This is a genomic window from Ilumatobacter sp. (genome assembly GCF_049588435.1).
Taxonomy (GTDB): domain Bacteria; phylum Actinomycetota; class Acidimicrobiia; order Acidimicrobiales; family Ilumatobacteraceae; genus Ilumatobacter_A.
On the sequence record NZ_JBAVYV010000198.1, the window covers coordinates 1 to 17895 of the forward strand.

The following is a 17895-nucleotide window of genomic DNA, read 5'->3' on the forward strand; positions in this document are numbered from 1 at the left end:
GGGCTCGCCGGTGCCGATGTTCGTCGCAGGTGCACGACTGCTCAGCAACAACGCGATCGGTCCGCTCGCCGGAGTCGCGTTCAACCTCACGCTGCTCAGCTACGAGGGACGCCTCGACATGGGACTCAACACCGATCGCGCCGCCGTGACGGAGCCGGCCATGCTCAGGAGGTTCATCGCGGACGCGACCGACGACCTCATCGCCTTCGCCGGGTGACGAAGGCGCTCAGGCGAGTTCGGGGGTCGCCGGCTCGATGTCGCTGATCTCGACCGCGGCCGTCGGGAGATGAACATCGGTCAACAAGGTGCGCACGTCGAGCAGGAGGTCAGCGACCTCGCCCGTCGACACCAGATCGCGTTGCATCATCTTCGCCAGGGCGCCGTCGATCACTCCGAGCGCCTCGTTGAGGACGGCGTCATTGCTCGCCGCCTCGTTCGTGATGCCGTCGGTGACGTTCTGCTGATCTGTCATTGACCTTCACGGTACCCGTCCGGGACGGGTGCGGCGCGCCACGGGCGTCGAAGTTCACAGAGCCGTCACGACTGTCATCCAACGAGCAGCGCCCGCGCGGGTGTCATCGCACACGGTCGGACGGCGAGCGACCCCCTACGATGCCGCGATGGACCTTCAGGGAAAGAACACCGTCGTGACCGGAGCGGGACGCGGCATCGGTGCCGCGCTGGCGCGCGCCTTCCACGCTCGCGGCGCCAACGTCGTGCTCGCCGATGTCGCGGGCGCGGCGGACGCCGCCGCTGCGATCGGGGGCGACCGGGTGATCGGCATCGTCGCCGACGTGTCCACCGAGGAGGGCAATCGACAGCTCGTCGAGCAGTCCCGCGACGCGTTCGGACCGATCGACCTGTTCTTCGCGAATGCCGGCGTGGGCAACGGCACCACGCTCGCCGACACGACCGAGGACGTCTGGAACACCGCGTTCGACGTGAACGTGCACGCTCACCGCTGGGCGGCCAAGTATCTGATGCCGGAATGGCTCGAGCGTGGCGACGGGTACTTCTGCTCCACAGCGTCGGCGGCAGGACTGCTCGCGCAGATCGGATCCGGCCCCTACACGATGACGAAGCGCGCTGCGGTTGCCTTCGCCGAGTGGATGTCGATCACCTACGGCGATGCCGGGATCAAGGTCACCTGCCTGTGTCCGCAGGGCGTCAACACCGAGATGCTGCACGGTGGGGACGACCCGATCTCGGGCAACAACGTGGTCAAGGTCGCCGGTGCGGTCCTCGAACCCGACGACGTCGCGGAGCAGGTCGCCGACACCATCGAAGCCGAGACGTTCTTCGTCCTCCCCCACCCCGAGGTCGCCGACTTCATGCAGTTCAAGGCGACCGACCCGGACCGATGGCTCGGAGGCATGCGCAAGCTCCAACGGCGCGTCCAGCAAGGCTGACGATCGTCGTCCGACCGGAGCGAGCGTGTACCGATCAGCGTCCGCGCTGGCTCGCCTGGGACTCCGACCGGGCGAAGCGATCCGATTCAAGCGCAACGACAAGGGCAGATACATCGTCGGCAAGGTCGAAGGGGTCGAAACCGACGGCAGCGTCGCGCTCCGCGATCCCGATGGATCGGCGCGCTCCCTGCGGGCCGAACGCGTCGAGATCCGCCGCCCGGGACCGTACGGCCGGCTGCGCTGGCAGGTCGTCAGCGACGTGGCGATCACGTGGGAGCAGCTCGAGTTGTTCGAGCCGGCTCCGCAGCCGACCGAGAAGCCGGGGCGGCACGTCACGATCCGCCGGAGCGAGCCGACGCTGTTCGACGAATGACCGCGCGTCGTCGACAGATCGCTATCGACCGCCGGAGCAGTCCAACGTCGTTCCCGTGATGTACGAGGCCTCGTCCGACGCGAGCCACATCACGGCCGCTGCAACCTCGTCCGGCTCGCCCGGACGGCGCATCGGGACCGACGGTGCGACCCGCTGAGCACGTTCCGGCTCGCCACCGCTGGCGTGGATCTCGGTCGTGATCACACCGGGTCGGACCGCGTTGACCCGAATGCCGTCCTCGGCGAGTTCCTTGCCGAGTCCGATCGTGAGCGTGTCGATCGCCGCCTTCGACGCCGCGTAGTCGACGTACTCGCCCGGGCTTCCCAGGTAGGCGGCAGCCGACGAGACGTTGACGATCACGCCACCGTCCCCTCCCAGGCGGGTCGACATCCGCCGGATCGCCTCGCGTGCGCAGAGGAAGGCGCCCACGATGTTGACGTCGATCAACTGACGCCATCGGTCCACCGACATCTCGTCGAAACGCATCTGTGGCGCGACGATGCCGGCGTTGTTGACGAGCACGCGCAGTTTCCCGAACCCCTGGGCCTCGTCGAACATCGCCCGGACCGCCGATTCGTCGGACACATCTGCTCGGACCGCGATTGCTCGAGCCCCGAGCGCTTCGCATCGCTCGACCGTCGTGTCGGCAGCGGCCCGGTCGCGCGTCCAGTTGACCACCACGTCGTATCCCGCACCAGCGGCCCGCAGACACGTGGCCCGACCGATGCCGCGCCCGCCGCCCGTCACCAGGATCACGTTGCTCATCGCGACGATTCCGCGACCCAGGCGTTGATGATCTTGCCGGCGATCGAGATCTCCGGTGGCGTGAGCGGCAGGTCGCCCTTGCGATACCAGTTCGCGTCGAGGATCTCCTCCTCCTGACAGGCGATCTCGCCGCCGACGTAGTTCGCCCGGAATCCGACCATCAGGCTGTGCGGGAAGGGCCACGGCTGGCTGCCGACGTACCGGACCGCGTCGACATCGAGTCCGACCTCCTCGCGCACCTCGCGCACGACCGACCCCTCGAGATCCTCACCAGGCTCGACGAATCCTGCGAGGCACGAGTACATCGGAATCGGGAAGTTGACGCCTCGCGCCAGCAGCGCCTCCTGGTCCGGTCCGGCGGGACCGCGTGTCACCAGCGTGATCATCGCGGGTGCCACACGGGGGTAGGCGAGCTGTCCGCACGCGGGACACCTCAGCCCCCGCTCCCCGGGGGCCGGCTCGGTCGGTGTCGCACATCGTCCACAGAATCGGTGGGTCCGCGCCCATTCGGCGGTCTGGACGGCGCGTCCCGCGGCGAGCCACTCCGCTGGCGTCGCGACTCCGAAGTAGTTCCGCAGATCGACGGCAGCGCCGTACGACGGGTCGGGCGATTCGGCGGGGACGTCGACCGCCCACCATCCGACGCCGTCCACGATCCCGACGAAGTGTTGCGTCCAACTGTCGTCGTCGGGCCGGTCGTCGATGAACACCGTCGACCCGATCACGTGCACGTACCGGTGTTCACCCGCGAACGTGCTCGGTACTGCGTTCAGCGCCTGATACAGCGTTGCGGTGTTCATCGACAGCAGACCGAGTTCTACGTTCACGCCGACATCTGTAGCACGCCGCATACGATCGGTGCATGAGCGTGTCGTTGCATCCGAGTGTCGCCATCCTCGCTCCCCTGCTCGGCACGTGGAGTGGACGGGGCACGGGCGAGTACCCGACGATCGAGACGTTCGACTACGAGGAGACGGTCACGTTCGGCCACGTCGGCAAGCCGTTCCTCGCATACCAGCAGCGGACCGCCGCCGTCGACGACGGTCGCCCGCTCCACGCCGAGATGGCCTACTGGCGCGTCCCGAGCGAGGGGCTGGCCGAGATCGTCGTCGTCCATCCCACCGGAATCACCGAGGTGCTGGAGGGTTTCGCGGCGCCGAACAGCGCTGGCCCCACCGACACGATGATCGTCGACGTCCGATCGTTGACGATCGCCTCGGCGTCCACTGCCAAGGAGGTCACGCGCACCGAGCGGACCTTCGAGGTGACCGGTGACATCCTGCGCTACACGATGCGCATGGCCGCCGTCGGCCAACCGCTGACGCATCATCTCAGCGCCACCCTCCACCGCACCCCCTGACCTGCGCGTCGGTGCCAGGCACCAACGCTCATTTTCGTCGGTACCGGCGGCGGACTTCGCGGACGGACCCCGGGTTGCGTAGCGTCGAGCGCATGTCAAATGTCGTGATCGTCGATGCCGTCCGCACTCCCATCGGGAAGCGCAACGGCGGCCTGTCCACCATGCACCCGGGCGAGACCCTCGGTCTCGTCCTCAAGGCCCTCGTCGAGCGCACGGGGATCGATCCCGCAGAGGTCGAGCAGGTCGTCGGTGGCTGCGTCAGCCAAGCCGGCGAGCAGGCCTTCAACATCACTCGGACGGCCTGGCTCGGTGCGGGACTTCCGCTCACCACGGCCGCCACGACCGTCGACACCCAGTGCGGATCGAGCCAGCAGGCCACCGGTCTCGCCGCGTCGCTGGTCGGCTCGGGCGTCGTCGACGTCGCGGTCGCGTGTGGTGTCGAGGCGATGAGCAGGGTCCCGATCGGTGCGAGCGGCGCCAAGCAGCTCGGATTGGGCGTACCGATCCCACCGCCGTACTTCGACCAGTACGAGATGACCTCGCAGTTCGAAGGTGCCGAGCGCATCGCCGACAAGTGGGAGATCACCCGCGAGGACACCGACGCGTTCGGCCTCGCCTCGCAGGAGCGTGCGATCCGGGCGTGGGAAGAGGACCGCTTCGCCGGGCAGTACATCACGGTCGAGGCTCCCGATGTGGACGAGGACGGCAAGCCGACCGGAACCACCCACACGGTCAGCCGCGACGAAGGCCTGCGCGAGACGAGCATCGAGAAGCTCGCCACCCTGAAGCCGGTCGCCCGTGAGAACGGGGTTCACACCGCAGGCAACGCGTCCCAGATCTCCGACGGTGCCGCTGCACTCCTCATGATGACCGAGGAGAAGGCCGCCGAGCTGGGGCTGACCCCGAAGGCGCGCATCGTCGACAGCTGCCTCGTCGGGACCGATCCGGTGCTGATGCTCACCGGTCCGATCGATGCCACGCAGCGCCTTCTCGAACGCAACGAGATGTCGATCGACGATATCGACGTCTTCGAGATCAACGAGGCCTTTGCGTCGGTCGTGCTCGCCTGGGCGAAGGAGACCGGAGCCGATCTCGAGAAGACCAACCCGAACGGCGGCGCGATCGCCCTCGGTCACCCACTCGGTGGCACGGGAGCATTCCTGCTCACCAAGGCGTTGTACGAGCTCGAACGCACCGGTGGTCAGTACGGTCTCGTCTCGATGTGCTGTGGTGGCGGACTCGGGACCGGCACGTTGATCGAACGGATGTGACCGGCTCGCTGCTCGACGTACCCAAGGTCGAGCTGCACTGTCATCTCGAAGGCTCGATGTCCTCGGCGACGGTCAAGGCCCTCGCCGCGCGGCACCGACCCGACTGGTCTGCGGTGTGGTCGGGCGACATCCCGGACCGCTTCTCCTTCAGCGACTTCCCCGACTTCGGCCGTCAGTACCTCTTCGGTCTGTCGTTGTTGCGCAACGAGGAGGACCTCGCGACCGTCACCGCCGACCTCGCCACGACGCTCGCCGAGCAGAACGTCCGCTACGTCGAGTTGACCACGACGGCATACAGCCACCTCCACGTCGGCGGCATGGCGCGCGAGGTGTATCGGGACGGTCTCGACGAGGGGCGCCGCCGCGCCGCCGCTCGCGGAGTCGACATCGGTTGGGTGATCGACATCCCGCGCGACCTCGAGGCGCCCGACCAGACCGACACGATCGACTATCTCGAGTCGGGACTCACCCCCGCCGGGCTCGTCGCGATCGGGCTCGGTGGATACGAGGTCGGATTCCCCGCCGGCCCGTACGCCGACCATTTCGCCCGCGCCCGGGCACTCGGTCTGCACTCGGTGCCCCATGCGGGCGAGACCGAAGGAGCCGACAGCGTCTTCCAGGCGGTCGAGTTGCTCCGGGCCGAACGCATCGGCCACGGAGTGCGCATCCTCGAGGACACCGAGCTCACCGCACGCGTCGCAGACGAGGGGATCCTCTGCGAGGTGTGTCCGACTTCGAACGAACTGCTCGGAGTCGTCGCGGACATCGAGCAGCATCCACTCCCCCAGATGATCGAGGCGGGCCTGCGCGTGTCGATCAACACCGATGACCCCGGTTGGTTCGACACCGACCTGATGACCGAGTTGTCGATCGCCTCGGAGCTCGGCATCGACGACGACATGCACCTCCGGCTCCAACGCAGCGCCCTCGACGCCTCATTCGCCGATGCTCCGGTGCGCCGTCGCATCGTCGAGGAACTCGACGCGTACGAACGTTCCCATTCCTGACCACGGCGGTAGAACGACACGGTGACTCCTGTCCGCATCGGGACGGCTTCGGCCCTGCTCGCCGCGGCGGTCGTCGCCTGTGACACGCCGAGCGAACCGGCCGCCTCGACCGATCGGGCCGATTCGATCGAGGCGAACGCCGCGGTCGACGACGTCGTCGACGGCGACACGGTCGACGTGATCATCGATGGACGTGAGGAACGCGTCCGCTTGATCGGGATCGACACCCCCGAGACGAAGAAGCCGAATTCGCCGATCGAGTGCTTTGGGCCCGAGGCGAGCTCGTTCACCGAACAACTGCTTCCCGTCGGGACGGAGCTCTACATCGAACGTGACATCGTGGGCCGCGACGACTACGGGCGCCTGCTCGGATACCTCTACCGCGCAGACGACGGGTTGTTCGTCAACGACGAGATCGTCCGGAAGGGGTTTGCCCAGCCACTCTCGATCGCGCCCAACACGGCGTATGCCGATGTCTTCGTCGAGGCGGCGCGGATGGCCGAGCAGGACGACATCGGGCTCTGGGCCGAGTGCGCGGACCGACCCCGGTGAGCCGCACCCGCACGCCGTTAAGGTTCGGGGTGTGACCTCGCTCGTCGAACGACTCGGCCATCCCGCCGACACGAAGCTGGTGATTCTCTCGTGCGACGACCTCGGCGCCAGCCACGCGTCGAACGAAGGTGTGTTCGCCGCCCTCCACGACGGCCACGCCACGTGTGCATCGCTGATGGTGCCCGCCCCGTGGGCATGTCACGCGGCGAACAACGTCTCCCCGGGCGATGACATCGGCGTGCACCTCACCCTCAACTCCGAACACGGGTGCTATCGCTGGGGACCGGTCACCTACGCCCCCTCACTCCAGTCCGGTGAAGGTGGCTTTCCGCGCACGCTCGAGGATCTGTGGGAACACGCCGATCCGGACGAGGTGCTGCGCGAGTTGCGTGCCCAGGTCGAGCGGGCGAAGGTGTGGGGGGTCGACGTGACCCACCTCGCGCCGCATCTCTCTGCGATCACTCTCCGGCCCGAGTTCTTCGACGTCTACATCGAACTGGCCGTCGAATACCGCCTGCCCATCCGGTTGCCGTCGACGATCACCGCCGAGCAGGCCGGCTTCCCATTCCGGAAGCTCGCCGCAGAGGAAGGCGTGTTGTTCCCGGATCACTTCGACCACGACTGGCGACCGGGCAGTCGCGCTCGCGTCCTCGACGCGGTCGCCAACCTGCAACCCGGCGTCACCGAGATCCACGTGCAACCGGCGATCGACACTCCCGAGGTGCGCGCCTTCGCCGGCACGCTCGCCGACGGATGGATCAGCGACCTCGAACTCACGCGCAGCGACGAACTCCGCTCTGCGCTCGATGCCGCTGGAGCCGTGATGATCGGCTTCCGTGACCTGCGCGACGCAATGCGTGCGTGACCGAGCGGCGCAGACTCGCCTGATCAGGCGGTGGTCACGAGGCCGGCGATCGCCGTCGCTGCCTCGCCCGACTTCAAGAGTTCCAGGACTTCGCCGGCGTGCCCGGCAGCTTTCAGTTTGCCGCGCATGAACGCCACGGTCGGGTCGAAACCGTCCGCCGCTGCGTCGACGATCGGCACGGTCACGACGATGTCTGCGTCATCGGGTCCGTCGATGCGTTCGTCCTTCTTCGCAACGACGACGCGGTACTGGACGGTGCTCACGACGTCACCGTCGCACGCACACCGGCGAACAGATCCCGCTCGCTGTCATCCTCGGGGATCGACCCGACCCGATTGCGCGCCAGGATCCAGTCCTCCCACGGATAGGTCTCGGACAACTGTGCGTCGTCGAGACCGAACCAGAAGCCGGCCGTGGGGTCGACCTGTGTCGCGTGGGCCCGGAGCGCCCCGGTTCGAGCCCACTGGAAGTCACCGACGTCGATCTTCGTGGTGATGCGGTGGTCTTGACCCTCGCGGGCGAGCCATTCCTCCGTGAACGGGGACTCACCGGTGTACTTCAACATCGCCTCGTGGACGGCCAGGATCCGAGCCTTCGCCCACACGGCGTAGTAGAGCTTCGACGGCTCGAAGGGCTCACCGGCATCGAGATACCAGTCGGGATCTCCGGCACGGTCGAAGGCGAGCACCGAGATGTCGTGCACCTTCAGGTGATCGGGGTGCGGATACCCCTTCTGGTCGTCGCCGTACGTGATGATCACCTGCGACCGCACACGGCGGATCACGGCGACCAGTCTCCCGACGGCCTCGTCGAGATCGGCCTGATGGAAGCAGTCCGGGTTCGCGTTCGGCTCGGTGTCGGCCATGCCGGAGTCGCGATATCCGAGCATCACGACCTCATCGAAGCCGATCACCTCGGCGGACGCTGCAAGCTCGGCAGCGCGCATCGAGACGACGAGTTGCTTCTCCTCGTCAGGGGTCATCCCGTGGAACGGTTGGCCCTCCTCGCGCAGCGTCGGATTGTGCAGGTCGCCCTCCTCACCGCCCGTGGCGCACACGAGCACCGTCTTCGCTCCCTCGGCCTTGTACTTGGCGAGAGTTGGTGCTCCCTTCGACGCTTCGTCGTCGGGATGCGCATGGACGGTGAGAACGGTCAGCGGGAGGTTCACGTCGGACACCCGGTCGAGGTTACCGAGGTCGACCTGGCAGGACGCCGCCGACGGCGTACGCTCGCCTCCCGTGAGTCCTTCCCCCGCGGTCGATCGGCCGCCACGGTTCCGCATCCTCGCCGCCTGTTCCGTCATCGGCATCCTTGCGCTCGGCGCCTGCGACACGGGCGACGGCACGACCCTGCGTGATCCGACCGCACCCACCACGCTGCCCCCGCCGGACACCGCTCCGATTCCCACCGAGGCCATCGACGCGAGCACAGCGGCCCCGTCGTCGTTCGACACCCTTCCGGGATCGTCGGGAGCAGATCCTGCGGGCTCCGGCGAATTCGAGGTCGTCGAGGCGGAGACCATCGACCTCGATCTGGTGACGCCGTGGGGAGATGGCGACGAGATCGAGCTGCGCTACACGTGTGACGGGAGCAACGGTGCGCCCGCGATCTCGTGGAGTGGGATTCCCGATGGCACCCAAGAACTCGCGGTCGTGATGGTCGACGAGTCCGACATCAGCCAGGGTCGCCCCTTCATCCACTGGGTGATGGCCGGGATCGCCCCGGACATCGACGCTCTCGAGGAGAACGAAGTCCCTCCCGGCGCCGTCCAGGCGATCAACTTCTTCGGCGACGTGGGGTACACCGGCCCGTGTCCGAACCCCGGTTCGACGAGCACGTACACGGTCACGGTCGTGGCGGTGGGCCAGCAGCTCGAAGTGGCGGAGGAGACGCCCGCAGCCCAGGTGCTCGACCTGATCGAGACCGTCTCGATCGGGTCCGCGAGCAACGCCGGCACCGTCACGCGCTGACCACCTGAGCCAACCGACTATTTTGTCGGGCAACGGATCGGCCGAGCGTCGGCGCCCGACCAGGCGACGCGTTTTCGGCCCAGCTCAGGGAGGAGAACCTCATGCCCGGATCGCAGGGCTCGTCACTCATCACCGCCGTCGGCTTCGACTCACTCGGAGTGGCGCTCCGATGAGCACATCGACGGTCACACGAGAATCGGTCTCGAGAGTTTCGGAACCCTCACGCTTGCGGGGGTATGTGGAGCGTCTCGTCGAGCACGCCGACATCCGCCTCGACGGCGACCGACCGTGGGACATCCGGATCCACGACGAGCGAACGCTCCGGCGGGTGCTCAGCACCGGGACCCTGGGGCTCGGCGAGAGCTACATGGACGGGTGGTGGGAGTGCGACGCGATCGACCAGCTCGTCGAGCGGGCACGGCACCTCGATATCGACCGGAAGCTGTCATCGCCGATCACCTGGCTCCGGACCGCGGAGTCCAAGGTTCGCAACCTGCAATCCCCCCGACGGGCGTTCGAGGTCGGCGAGCGCCACTACGACATCGGCAACGATCTCTACGAGCGGATGCTCGACCGTCGGATGATCTACAGCTGCGGATACTGGCGTCGTGCGGACGACCTCGAGCAGGCCCAGGAGGCGAAGTTGACCCTCGTCGGGAACAAACTCGGGCTCGAGCCCGGGATGCGGGTGCTCGACATCGGATGCGGATGGGGTGGGGCGGCGCAGTTCTTCGCCGAGCGGTTCGGCTGCGAGGTCGTCGCGATCACGGTCTCCAAGGAGCAGGCTGCGCTCGCCCGAGATCGATGCCGGGACCTCCCGATCGACATCCGGATCCAGGACTACCGCGACCTCGACGAACGGTTCGACCGGATCTACTCGATCGGGATGTTCGAACACGTCGGGGCCAAGAACTACCGCACCTACATGCAAATGGTGCGACGGTGTCTGAGCGACGCCGACGGGCTCACGTTGCTGCACACGATCGGGACGAAGCGTTCGTCCACGGCGACCGACCCGTGGATCGGCCGGTACATCTTCCCGAACTCGCTGCTGCCGTCGGCGGCTCAGATCACCGGCGCCGCCGAGGATGTCCTCGTGCTCGAGGATTGGCAGAACTTCGGACCCGACTACGACCGGACGCTGATGAGTTGGTACGCCAACATCAGCGGTGCGTGGGACGAGTTGCCCGCCTACGACGAACGGTTCCGGCGGATGTGGGACTTCTACCTGCTCTCGTCAGCCGGCTCGTTTCGCGCCAACGCGATCCACCTGTGGCAGATCGTGTTCTCCCGCGACGGCCTGGCCAGCCCCTACCGCCCCGACGGAATCCGCTGAACCCCAACCCGCCGATCTCGTGAACTGATCGCGCACGGAGCGCCGGACACGTTCACGAGATCGGCCGCAGAGAGGGCCACGTGAGGCGCCGGAGAGCGGTGTCGAGACGTCGGTAGCCTGACCGGATGCCGCTGCCGCCTCCCCCACCCGACTCCGGCAACCCGCCACGGACGCCACCGCTTCCGCCGCCTGCCGCCGGAGGTGACGGGAGCAGGCCCCCCACACTCCCCTCGCCGCCCGATGCGCGCTCGGACACCGAGAACCTCGTCTGCTTCCGCCACCCGAACCGTCCGACGGGACGGCGATGCACGCGCTGCGGCAAGCCCGCATGTGCCGACTGTCTGCATCAGGTGTCGGTCGGAAGCCACTGCTCCGACTGCGTCAAGGCGGCCAAACCCGACATCAAGACGCGCGCCCAGTACTGGCAGGCGAGCAAGCCGGCGATCGTCACCTACGCGCTGATCGCGATCAACATCTCCGTCTTCGTCGGTCTGGCCCTCTGGTACGACCTCGCCGGGACGTTCGCCGGCGAGGTCACCGATGGCGTGCGGCGGTTCGCGCTCAACGCCCAGTTCATCGCCGGGGAGCCGTTCCGCTATCCCTTGACCGACGGATCGCTCGCGACCACCGACGGAACCGACTACTACCGGCTGGTCACGTCCGGGTTCTTGCACTTCGGAATCCTCCACCTGGCGTTCAACATGTACTTCCTGTACATCCTCGGCAACATGCTCGAGCCGCAACTCGGGCGCAGCAAGTACCTGCTGCTGTACTTCGCATCGCTCCTCGGTGGATCGGCCGGCGTCGTATTGGTCGACCAGAACGCGTTCACGGCCGGAGCGTCCGGTGCGGTCTTCGGACTCCTCGGCGCCGCCGCCGTCGGCATCTGGCAACAGGGGATCAACCCGTTCAAGACCCAGATCGGCACGCTCCTGTTGATCAACCTCGGGCTCACGTTCTTCATCGGCGGGATCTCGATCGGCGGTCACGTCGGTGGTCTCGTGGCCGGCTCGATCTGCGGGTTCGTGATGATGGCACCCGGATACAAGAAGATCCCCGAGTGGTCCAGGTACGCCACGCCGGTCGTGGTCGGCATCGCCTCGGTCATGATCTCGGTCATGGCTGCGGGCTGAGTCGCCCGGCCCGGCTCGGCGAACCCCGACGTAGAATTCGACAATGGCGCTGCGCTCCACGCACATCGACCGCATCCGTGATGGCTCGTTCGACACGCTGATCGTGGGTGGCGGAATCAACGGTGCGGTGACGGCTGCGTCGCTCGCCGGGCGCGGCGCCAGCGTGGCGCTGATCGACCGTGGTGACTTCGCCAACTTCACGAGCCAGGCGTCGTCGAACCTCGTCTGGGGTGGGTTCAAGTACCTCGAGAACTACGAGCTGTGGTTGGTGTTCAAGCTCTGCCAGTCGCGCAACCGCCTGATGCGGTCGTACCGGGCCAACATCAAGCAGATCCCGTTCTACGCCCCGCTCGACGAGAAGGGTCCGTACCCACCTTGGTTCGCAGCCTTCGGTGCACTGGGCTACTGGTTCATCGGTCTGTTCGGAACGCGGCGGCCCCGCCTGCTCTCGCGCGAGCAGATCGAGCAGGAGGAGCCGGCGATCAACACCGCGACGGTGGCGGGTGGCATCGAGTACCGCGACGGGATTCTGATCGACAACGACGCCCGGTTCGTCTTCAGCTTCGTGCGGTCGGCGATCGAAGCCGGCGCCGCTGCGGCGAACTACGTCGAACTGGTGTCGGCGGTGCGTCACCGTGACCGATGGATCGCGCGCCTTCGCGACGTCGACACCGGCGAGGAGTTCCTCACGACGGCACGCTCGATCGTCAATGCCGCCGGGCCGTTCGTCGACGAGACGAACCGCGGTTGGGGAATGACCACCGACCACCGCATCGTGTACTCGAAGGGGATCCACCTCGTCGTGCCTCGGCTGACCACCAAACGCCACGACCAGGTACTCGCCTTCTACGACGACACCGAGCGACTGTTCTACGTGATCCCGATGGGTCGGCGTTCGGTGATCGGCACGACCGACACCCGAGTCGACACGCCGTTCACCGAGGTCACATCCGACGACGTCGACTTCCTGCTCGAGCAGATCAACGCGCGGATGGACCTCGACACGCCGCTGACCACCGACGATGTCATCGCCGAGCGCTGCGGTGTTCGTCCGCTGGTCGTCAAGACCGGCGGCGGAGATCAGACCGACGTCGACTGGACGAAGTTGTCGCGCAAGCACGCGATCGAGACCGACCACCGCGAGCGGGTCGTCACGATCTTCGGTGGCAAGCTCACCGACTGCCTCAACGTCGGTGAAGAGGTCGCCGCCGAAATCGAGGCGATCGGGATCCCGCTCGAGAAAGACCTGCACAACTGGTACGGCGAACCAGCCAATGCGACGCGCAAGGAGTTCTTCCGTCAGGCGCGTTTGATGAAGCTCGACCGCCTGCGGTCGAAGCCCGAACTCGAGCCGCTCTCCGACCGGCTCTGGCGACGCTACGGACGGCGCGCGTTCGCGATGCTCGACGCGATCCGGAGCGAACCGGCGATGGCCGAGGACATCATGGGCTCGGCCGACTACATCAGGATCGAGCTCCACGAGGCGGCCCGCTCCGAGATGGTCACCAAGCTGGAGGACTTCATGCGCCGACGATCCAAGATCGAACTGGTCGTGTCCGATCGCGACATCGAGAACTCTGCCGGGCTCCGAGAGGTCGCCGAGATCCTGTTCGGCGCCGACGACGCGGACCGGCGCCTCGCCGAGTACTTCGGCGGTGACGACCGGGTCCCGGACGCCGTTCGGGACGGACCGCATCCCAGTGAGGCGACCAAGAACGCTGCCGACACGCTGGTGTCACCGCGATGACCACGACGACCACGATGAGAACGATCGAATTCGGAGACTGACCGACGATGCTGAGCACACTGCGCCGTTGGTTCGGCGCGACTCCCGCGCTGTTCGACGACCGCTGGGAGCCGGTTCTCGAACGGGACTTCGCGCACTGGAACGCCCTGACCGCGTCCGAACTCGAGCGGATGAGGATGCTCGTCGCCCGTTTCTTCCACGAGACCGACTGGGAAGCGGCTCGAGGCATGGACCTCACCGAGGACGTCAGGGTGATCATCGCCGCCCAGGCGTGCATCCTGTTGCTCGGGCTGGAGATCGACGAGTACTTCGACGTCTCGTCGATCATCGTCCATCGGTCGACCGTCACGCTGAACGGCACCCATCGCGCAGCGGCCGGAACGGTGTCCGACGCACCGCAGCATCTCGCGGGACAGGCCACCCCGAAGGGCCCGGTCGTGCTGTCGTGGTCGGCAGTGCGCCGTGGGGCGCGCGCTCCGCAGCAGGGCCAGAACGTCGTCTACCACGAGTTCGCTCACCGCCTCGACATGCTCGACGGGATCACCGACGGGACCCCACCGCTGGGGAGCGAGTCGGCCACGAGACGCTGGTCCGACGTGTTCACGCCGGCGTTCGAGCGGGTCAGCGCAGGCGACTCGGTCCTGCGTGCGTACGCCGCGACCAACACCGCCGAGTTCTTCGCGGTCGCCACCGAGGTCTTCTTCAACCGTCCGCACGACCTCGTGATGCACGAACCCGACCTCTACGAACAGCTGCGGACCTTCTACCGCCAGGACCCCGCCCGGCGATTCCCGCACCCCGCTCCGGTGAGATGTGACACGACCTGTGCGTCTCGCATCTCACCCGACGCGATCACGATCAGCAACGTCGCCCAACATCCGGGGCAGGAGTTCGTCCCAGTAGACGACCGCCCGACGGAATCGACCCGGGTTGGTGGCCTCGACGTCCCCGTTCTGTTTCACATCCTTGGACATTTGGTTCCTTCCGAGGAAGCGCTGTCCAAAAGTACTTGACCGATCGCGTGCGGCCTGGGATCACGACGACTGGATGTCTGCGGCGAACGTGAGCCGCATGTCGCGAGGCGCGGACGCGAAGAATCCCCCACCAGTCCGGCGAACCGGACCGATGGGAGATTCCCGCAGAATCAGCTGATCGACTTGCGGCGACGAGTCACGATCACCGCACCAGAACCCAGTAGCAAGATCAACGACGCGAGAACGACGAGGCTCATCGAATCGCCACCTGTCGCCGGCAACGTCGACTTCGGTGTCGTCGACGTGGTCGTGTCCGTGCCCGGCACCGTCGTGGTCACGCCCGGCATCGTCGTCGTCGGCGTCGGCGGCGGATCCGCACATTCCGACGTCGCTTCGGGATAGCTGACCGTCCCACTCGTCTCGGGATTCACCGATGCGGTCACCGTGATGTCGTCTCGAAGCACCGCATCAGACGGATCCTCGACCCAGACACCGGCATCGTTCAGCCTCCAGCCCGGCCAGTCCGGCGGGTTCGCGGAAGCGCCCGGCCAGATGACCTGACCCTGAGCGGGAGCGTTCTCGATCGTCTGGATCACGTTCGCACCCTGACTCAAGGTGATCGTCAACGGAAGGGCCGTGTCGAACCCCTCACCGGAGACATTCCAGCGGATGTAGGGAATGTTGCCGACACACGCCGGGCCGAGGACCTGGAACTCCAGCACGGGACAGACGGTGATCTCGTCTGCGTTCAACTGGCGGATCCGCGTCTCCTCCACACTGACGGCATTGTCCGTGTCGAGCACCCACTCGGGAATTTGGCCTTCGACGTAGATGTACGGCGTCGTGGTCACCGTGCGGGTCTGCTCGACCTCGGTGTCTCCACACTCGTAGATGCCATCCACCCACTCGGTCTCCTCAACGTTCGCCGGCGGCTGGCACGCGGCCTGCTCCTCCTGGGTCAGCGGGCGGTCGAAGCCGACCACGGTCGGCGGGTTCGCCACCGGCTCCCACTGCAGGGTTTCTTCATTCCAGACCGCGTCGTACGTCGTCGTCTCCACGGACACGAACACGGTGGCGTCGCCCGTCTCACACGTACCGTTGGTCACGACCTCGGTCGGCGGGTAGACCGGCGGAGCCGGACGGCAATCGGTGTCCGGTGCCTCCGCGGTGAGCGTCACACCGATCGGACCGTTGCCCCGATCGAACGTTGCGAGGACGGCGAAGTCCTCGCTGGCGCTGACGAACCCGTTGTAGAGGAACTGCTGATTCACGATCGGAACGACCTGATCGGCCACCACCGAACCATTGATGGTCATGCTGACCTCGTTCGACGGGTCGGTCGAGTTGGCCGAAACCGTCACCACTGCTTCCCACGTGCCATCGAGCGGCGAGGCGCACACCGACGTGACACCGGCACCACCCGAGTTGACGATGAGGACACAATCCGATGGCGGGTTGTGCCCCGAGTCCGATGCGCCGGACGGTGTTGCCGGCGCTCCGGGCCGGAAGTACCCGGGCGGACACGGCGGTTCGCAGTCGTCACGATCATCCGACGGACACGGCGGGACACAATCATCACGGTCATCCGACGGACACGGCGGTTCGCAGTCGTCACGATCATCCGACGGACACGGCGGTTCGCAGTCGTCACGATCATCCGACGGACACGGCGGAACACAATCATCATCCGAGCGATCATCGTCGCCACGCGACGACTGCATCGACACCCGATCCGACGGGCACGGCGGAACACAATCATCATCCGAGCGATCATCGTCGTCACGCGACGACTGCATCGACACACCGCCCGACGAACACGGCGGAACACAATCACCATCGGTGATGGGTCGCTGATCCACGACGACGTAGGCGAAGTGCCCGTCACCATTGTCGCCGTGGTACGCCGAGTTGTGATGTCCGGTGCGCGCACGTCCGTCGTCCCACACCGGTGAGTCGCCCCAGTCAGACCACGCGGACCATCCGCTGTCGTTGCTCCATGTCGAGACTCGCTTGTCGATCTTCTCCTGCACACACTCGGCGTCCGTCGAATCCGGGTAGGTCGGCGGCGTCCATGGACGGGTCTGCTCGGCCGGGGACCGCCGCTCGGAGGTCTGCGGGGACACCGGAACGCCGCCGAGGAAGTCCGCGATGTTGGGGAGTCGAGCATCCGACGCGTCCGAATCCGAGATCGCCAGCGGTTCGGGAATCGAGGTCGAAGTCGAGGTCGAAGTCGAGGTCGAGGTCGAGGTCGAGGTCGAGGTGGACGTCGACGTCGAGTCAGGAGCAGCCGGAGGTGCGACGACCTCGTCGATCACCGGTTCCGGTTGCGGAGCAGGCGCTTGTGTCGTGGTCGTCGAGTTCTCGGGCGGCGCTTCGACGGACTCCACGGGAGCTTCCGCGTCGTCAGCAAACGCGGGAGTCGAGATCGGGAGCGCCAATGTTCCCACCACGAGACCCGCTGCTATCAGTTTCCGCATGATCTGTCTCCCTGTGTTGTCGTGTGGTCAAAGACCAACGCCGAACATCAGCCGCCCGGGACTGACCGCTCATAGTATTGCATACTCATTCTTCGTGACCGCATTTATTCCGTGATGTTCTACCACTGATCGCGCAGACCCGCTCCGAGCCGCTCGCATCTCCGACGCGCAGGAGATCTGACACCCCTCACTTCGACCCTCAACCCAAAGTGAACAGTGAGACTATCAGGTGGCGCTCATCTTGCGGGTGGCCGCTTCGACGCTCGACGATGAGCGACGAGACTGCGAGATGAACGGTGAGGGGCGCGAGATGAACGATCAGCAAAAATCACTCATGGGTCATTGAATCAATCAGTTATGAGTGAATACTGGGGGACGTGAATTCAGGTCAACAGATCCGTGCTCGCATCCACGCGGCACTCGCTGATCCGTCCCGGTTGGCGATCGTCGACGAGCTGACGGTCAGCGACCGTGCACCGAGCGAACTCGCAGCGCGCCTCTCGATCCCGGGAAACCTGCTCGCCCACCACCTCCACGTGCTGTCCGGCGTCGGCCTGATCGAACGCTTCGGATCCTCGGGTGATCGCCGGCGCAGGTACGTGCGTCTCGACCGGGTGCCCCTGCGCTCACTCGGCCTGCCCATCGCCCCCGCACCC

Annotated in this window: 20 protein-coding genes; 14 read left to right on the plus strand and 6 right to left on the minus strand. The window is 66.5% G+C overall.

The window, feature by feature from the left end:
- A partial coding sequence (locus WBV89_RS07240) for a WS/DGAT domain-containing protein (protein ID WP_423980661.1) occupies window positions 1-217 on the plus strand: 217 nt, incomplete at its 5' end.
- Between the two features lie 9 nt (window positions 218-226).
- Here WBV89_RS07240 and WBV89_RS07245 read toward each other — a convergent pair.
- Entirely contained in the window at window positions 227-472 is a 246-nt protein-coding gene (locus WBV89_RS07245; protein ID WP_423980662.1) for a hypothetical protein, read from the minus strand.
- A gap of 148 nt (window positions 473-620) precedes the next feature.
- Between WBV89_RS07245 and WBV89_RS07250 the strand changes: the two genes are divergently transcribed.
- Together WBV89_RS07250 and WBV89_RS07255 are read left to right on the plus strand one after the other, a co-directional pair.
- The gene (locus WBV89_RS07250) at window positions 621-1409 is read left to right on the plus strand and encodes an SDR family oxidoreductase (RefSeq protein WP_423980663.1); all 789 of its coding nucleotides are present in this window, start codon (window positions 621-623) and stop codon (window positions 1407-1409) included.
- A 25-nt stretch (window positions 1410-1434) separates the two neighbouring features.
- Window positions 1435-1782 (plus strand): hypothetical protein, encoded by a 348-nt coding sequence (locus WBV89_RS07255; protein ID WP_423980664.1) that lies wholly within the window; start codon window positions 1435-1437, stop codon window positions 1780-1782.
- Between the two features lie 21 nt (window positions 1783-1803).
- Here the strand turns inward: WBV89_RS07255 and WBV89_RS07260 are convergent, their stop codons facing one another.
- Both WBV89_RS07260 and nudC read right to left on the minus strand, forming a co-directional pair.
- Window positions 1804-2547 carry a glucose 1-dehydrogenase gene (locus tag WBV89_RS07260; protein WP_423980665.1) on the minus strand — a complete coding sequence of 248 codons (744 nt, stop codon included), beginning with the start codon at window positions 2545-2547 and terminating at the stop codon, window positions 1804-1806.
- A complete protein-coding gene (gene nudC, locus WBV89_RS07265; RefSeq protein WP_423980666.1) occupies window positions 2544-3374 on the minus strand; it encodes an NAD(+) diphosphatase in 831 nt (276 codons plus the stop codon). The genes WBV89_RS07260 and nudC overlap by 4 nt, the downstream gene beginning before the upstream one ends.
- Window positions 3375-3409: 35 nt before the next feature.
- Between nudC and WBV89_RS07270 the strand changes: the two genes are divergently transcribed.
- From WBV89_RS07270 to WBV89_RS07290, 5 genes are all read left to right on the plus strand, one after another.
- On the plus strand, window positions 3410-3907 hold the full coding sequence (locus WBV89_RS07270; RefSeq protein ID WP_423980667.1) for a peroxynitrite isomerase: 498 nt from the start codon (window positions 3410-3412) through the stop codon (window positions 3905-3907).
- Window positions 3908-3999: 92 nt separating this feature from the next.
- Window positions 4000-5178 carry a steroid 3-ketoacyl-CoA thiolase gene (locus tag WBV89_RS07275; RefSeq protein WP_423980668.1) on the plus strand — a complete coding sequence of 393 codons (1179 nt, stop codon included), beginning with the start codon at window positions 4000-4002 and terminating at the stop codon, window positions 5176-5178.
- Window positions 5175-6185 (plus strand): adenosine deaminase, encoded by a 1011-nt coding sequence (add, locus tag WBV89_RS07280; RefSeq protein WP_423980669.1) that lies wholly within the window; start codon window positions 5175-5177, stop codon window positions 6183-6185. The genes WBV89_RS07275 and add overlap by 4 nt, the downstream gene beginning before the upstream one ends.
- A gap of 21 nt (window positions 6186-6206) precedes the next feature.
- Window positions 6207-6737, plus strand: a complete 531-nt coding sequence (locus tag WBV89_RS07285; protein WP_423980670.1) for a thermonuclease family protein — start codon at window positions 6207-6209, stop codon at window positions 6735-6737.
- Window positions 6738-6768: 31 nt separating this feature from the next.
- Window positions 6769-7602, plus strand: coding sequence for a carbohydrate deacetylase (locus WBV89_RS07290; protein ID WP_423980671.1), 834 nt, complete (start codon window positions 6769-6771; stop codon window positions 7600-7602).
- Window positions 7603-7625: 23 nt separating this feature from the next.
- Here WBV89_RS07290 and WBV89_RS07295 read toward each other — a convergent pair whose 3' ends face one another.
- A complete protein-coding gene (locus WBV89_RS07295) occupies window positions 7626-7865 on the minus strand; it encodes a hypothetical protein (RefSeq protein ID WP_423980672.1) in 240 nt (79 codons plus the stop codon).
- A complete protein-coding gene (locus WBV89_RS07300) occupies window positions 7862-8779 on the minus strand; it encodes a PIG-L family deacetylase (RefSeq protein ID WP_423980673.1) in 918 nt (305 codons plus the stop codon). The genes WBV89_RS07295 and WBV89_RS07300 overlap by 4 nt, the downstream gene beginning before the upstream one ends.
- Before the next feature lie 61 nt (window positions 8780-8840).
- Here WBV89_RS07300 and WBV89_RS07305 point away from each other — a divergent pair, with 61 nt between their 5' ends.
- The 5 genes from WBV89_RS07305 (at window position 8841) to WBV89_RS07325 (ending at window position 14801) form a co-directional block, all read left to right on the plus strand.
- Window positions 8841-9572 (plus strand): YbhB/YbcL family Raf kinase inhibitor-like protein, encoded by a 732-nt coding sequence (locus tag WBV89_RS07305; protein ID WP_423980674.1) that lies wholly within the window; start codon window positions 8841-8843, stop codon window positions 9570-9572.
- A 169-nt stretch (window positions 9573-9741) separates the two neighbouring features.
- Complete coding sequence (gene cfa / locus WBV89_RS07310; protein ID WP_423980675.1) at window positions 9742-10908, plus strand: cyclopropane fatty acyl phospholipid synthase; 1167 nt, start codon at window positions 9742-9744, stop codon at window positions 10906-10908.
- A 125-nt stretch (window positions 10909-11033) separates the two neighbouring features.
- A complete protein-coding gene (locus tag WBV89_RS07315; RefSeq protein ID WP_423980676.1) occupies window positions 11034-12041 on the plus strand; it encodes a rhomboid family intramembrane serine protease in 1008 nt (335 codons plus the stop codon).
- Window positions 12042-12084: 43 nt separating this feature from the next.
- A complete protein-coding gene (locus tag WBV89_RS07320; RefSeq protein WP_423980677.1) occupies window positions 12085-13788 on the plus strand; it encodes an FAD-dependent oxidoreductase in 1704 nt (567 codons plus the stop codon).
- A 47-nt stretch (window positions 13789-13835) separates the two neighbouring features.
- Window positions 13836-14801 (plus strand): zinc-dependent peptidase, encoded by a 966-nt coding sequence (locus WBV89_RS07325; RefSeq protein ID WP_423980678.1) that lies wholly within the window; start codon window positions 13836-13838, stop codon window positions 14799-14801.
- A gap of 131 nt (window positions 14802-14932) precedes the next feature.
- On the opposite strand, the gene WBV89_RS07330 is transcribed toward WBV89_RS07325, so the two are convergent.
- A complete protein-coding gene (locus WBV89_RS07330) occupies window positions 14933-16078 on the minus strand; it encodes an LPXTG cell wall anchor domain-containing protein (RefSeq protein WP_423980679.1) in 1146 nt (381 codons plus the stop codon).
- Between the two features lie 1538 nt (window positions 16079-17616).
- On the opposite strand from WBV89_RS07330, the gene WBV89_RS07335 reads away from it, so the two are divergent.
- The coding region (locus WBV89_RS07335; RefSeq protein WP_423980680.1) for an ArsR/SmtB family transcription factor at window positions 17617-17895 on the plus strand (279 nt) is incomplete at its 3' end.

Coding starts and splice junctions, on each gene's coding strand:
- WBV89_RS07260 (WP_423980665.1), bottom strand. CDS start 2,547: ATGAGCAACGTGATCCTGGTGACGGGCGGCGGGCGCGGCATCGGTCGG.
- WBV89_RS07245 (WP_423980662.1), bottom strand. CDS start 472: ATGACAGATCAGCAGAACGTCACCGACGGCATCACGAACGAGGCGGCG.
- WBV89_RS07315 (WP_423980676.1), top strand. CDS start 11,034: ATGCCGCTGCCGCCTCCCCCACCCGACTCCGGCAACCCGCCACGGACG.
- WBV89_RS07320 (WP_423980677.1), top strand. CDS start 12,085: ATGGCGCTGCGCTCCACGCACATCGACCGCATCCGTGATGGCTCGTTC.
- WBV89_RS07330 (WP_423980679.1), bottom strand. CDS start 16,078: ATGACCATCAATGGTTCGGTGGTGGCCGATCAGGTCGTTCCGATCGTG.
- WBV89_RS07275 (WP_423980668.1), top strand. CDS start 4,000: ATGTCAAATGTCGTGATCGTCGATGCCGTCCGCACTCCCATCGGGAAG.
- WBV89_RS07250 (WP_423980663.1), top strand. CDS start 621: ATGGACCTTCAGGGAAAGAACACCGTCGTGACCGGAGCGGGACGCGGC.
- WBV89_RS07270 (WP_423980667.1), top strand. CDS start 3,410: ATGAGCGTGTCGTTGCATCCGAGTGTCGCCATCCTCGCTCCCCTGCTC.
- cfa (WP_423980675.1), top strand. CDS start 9,742: ATGAGCACATCGACGGTCACACGAGAATCGGTCTCGAGAGTTTCGGAA.
- WBV89_RS07325 (WP_423980678.1), top strand. CDS start 13,836: ATGCTGAGCACACTGCGCCGTTGGTTCGGCGCGACTCCCGCGCTGTTC.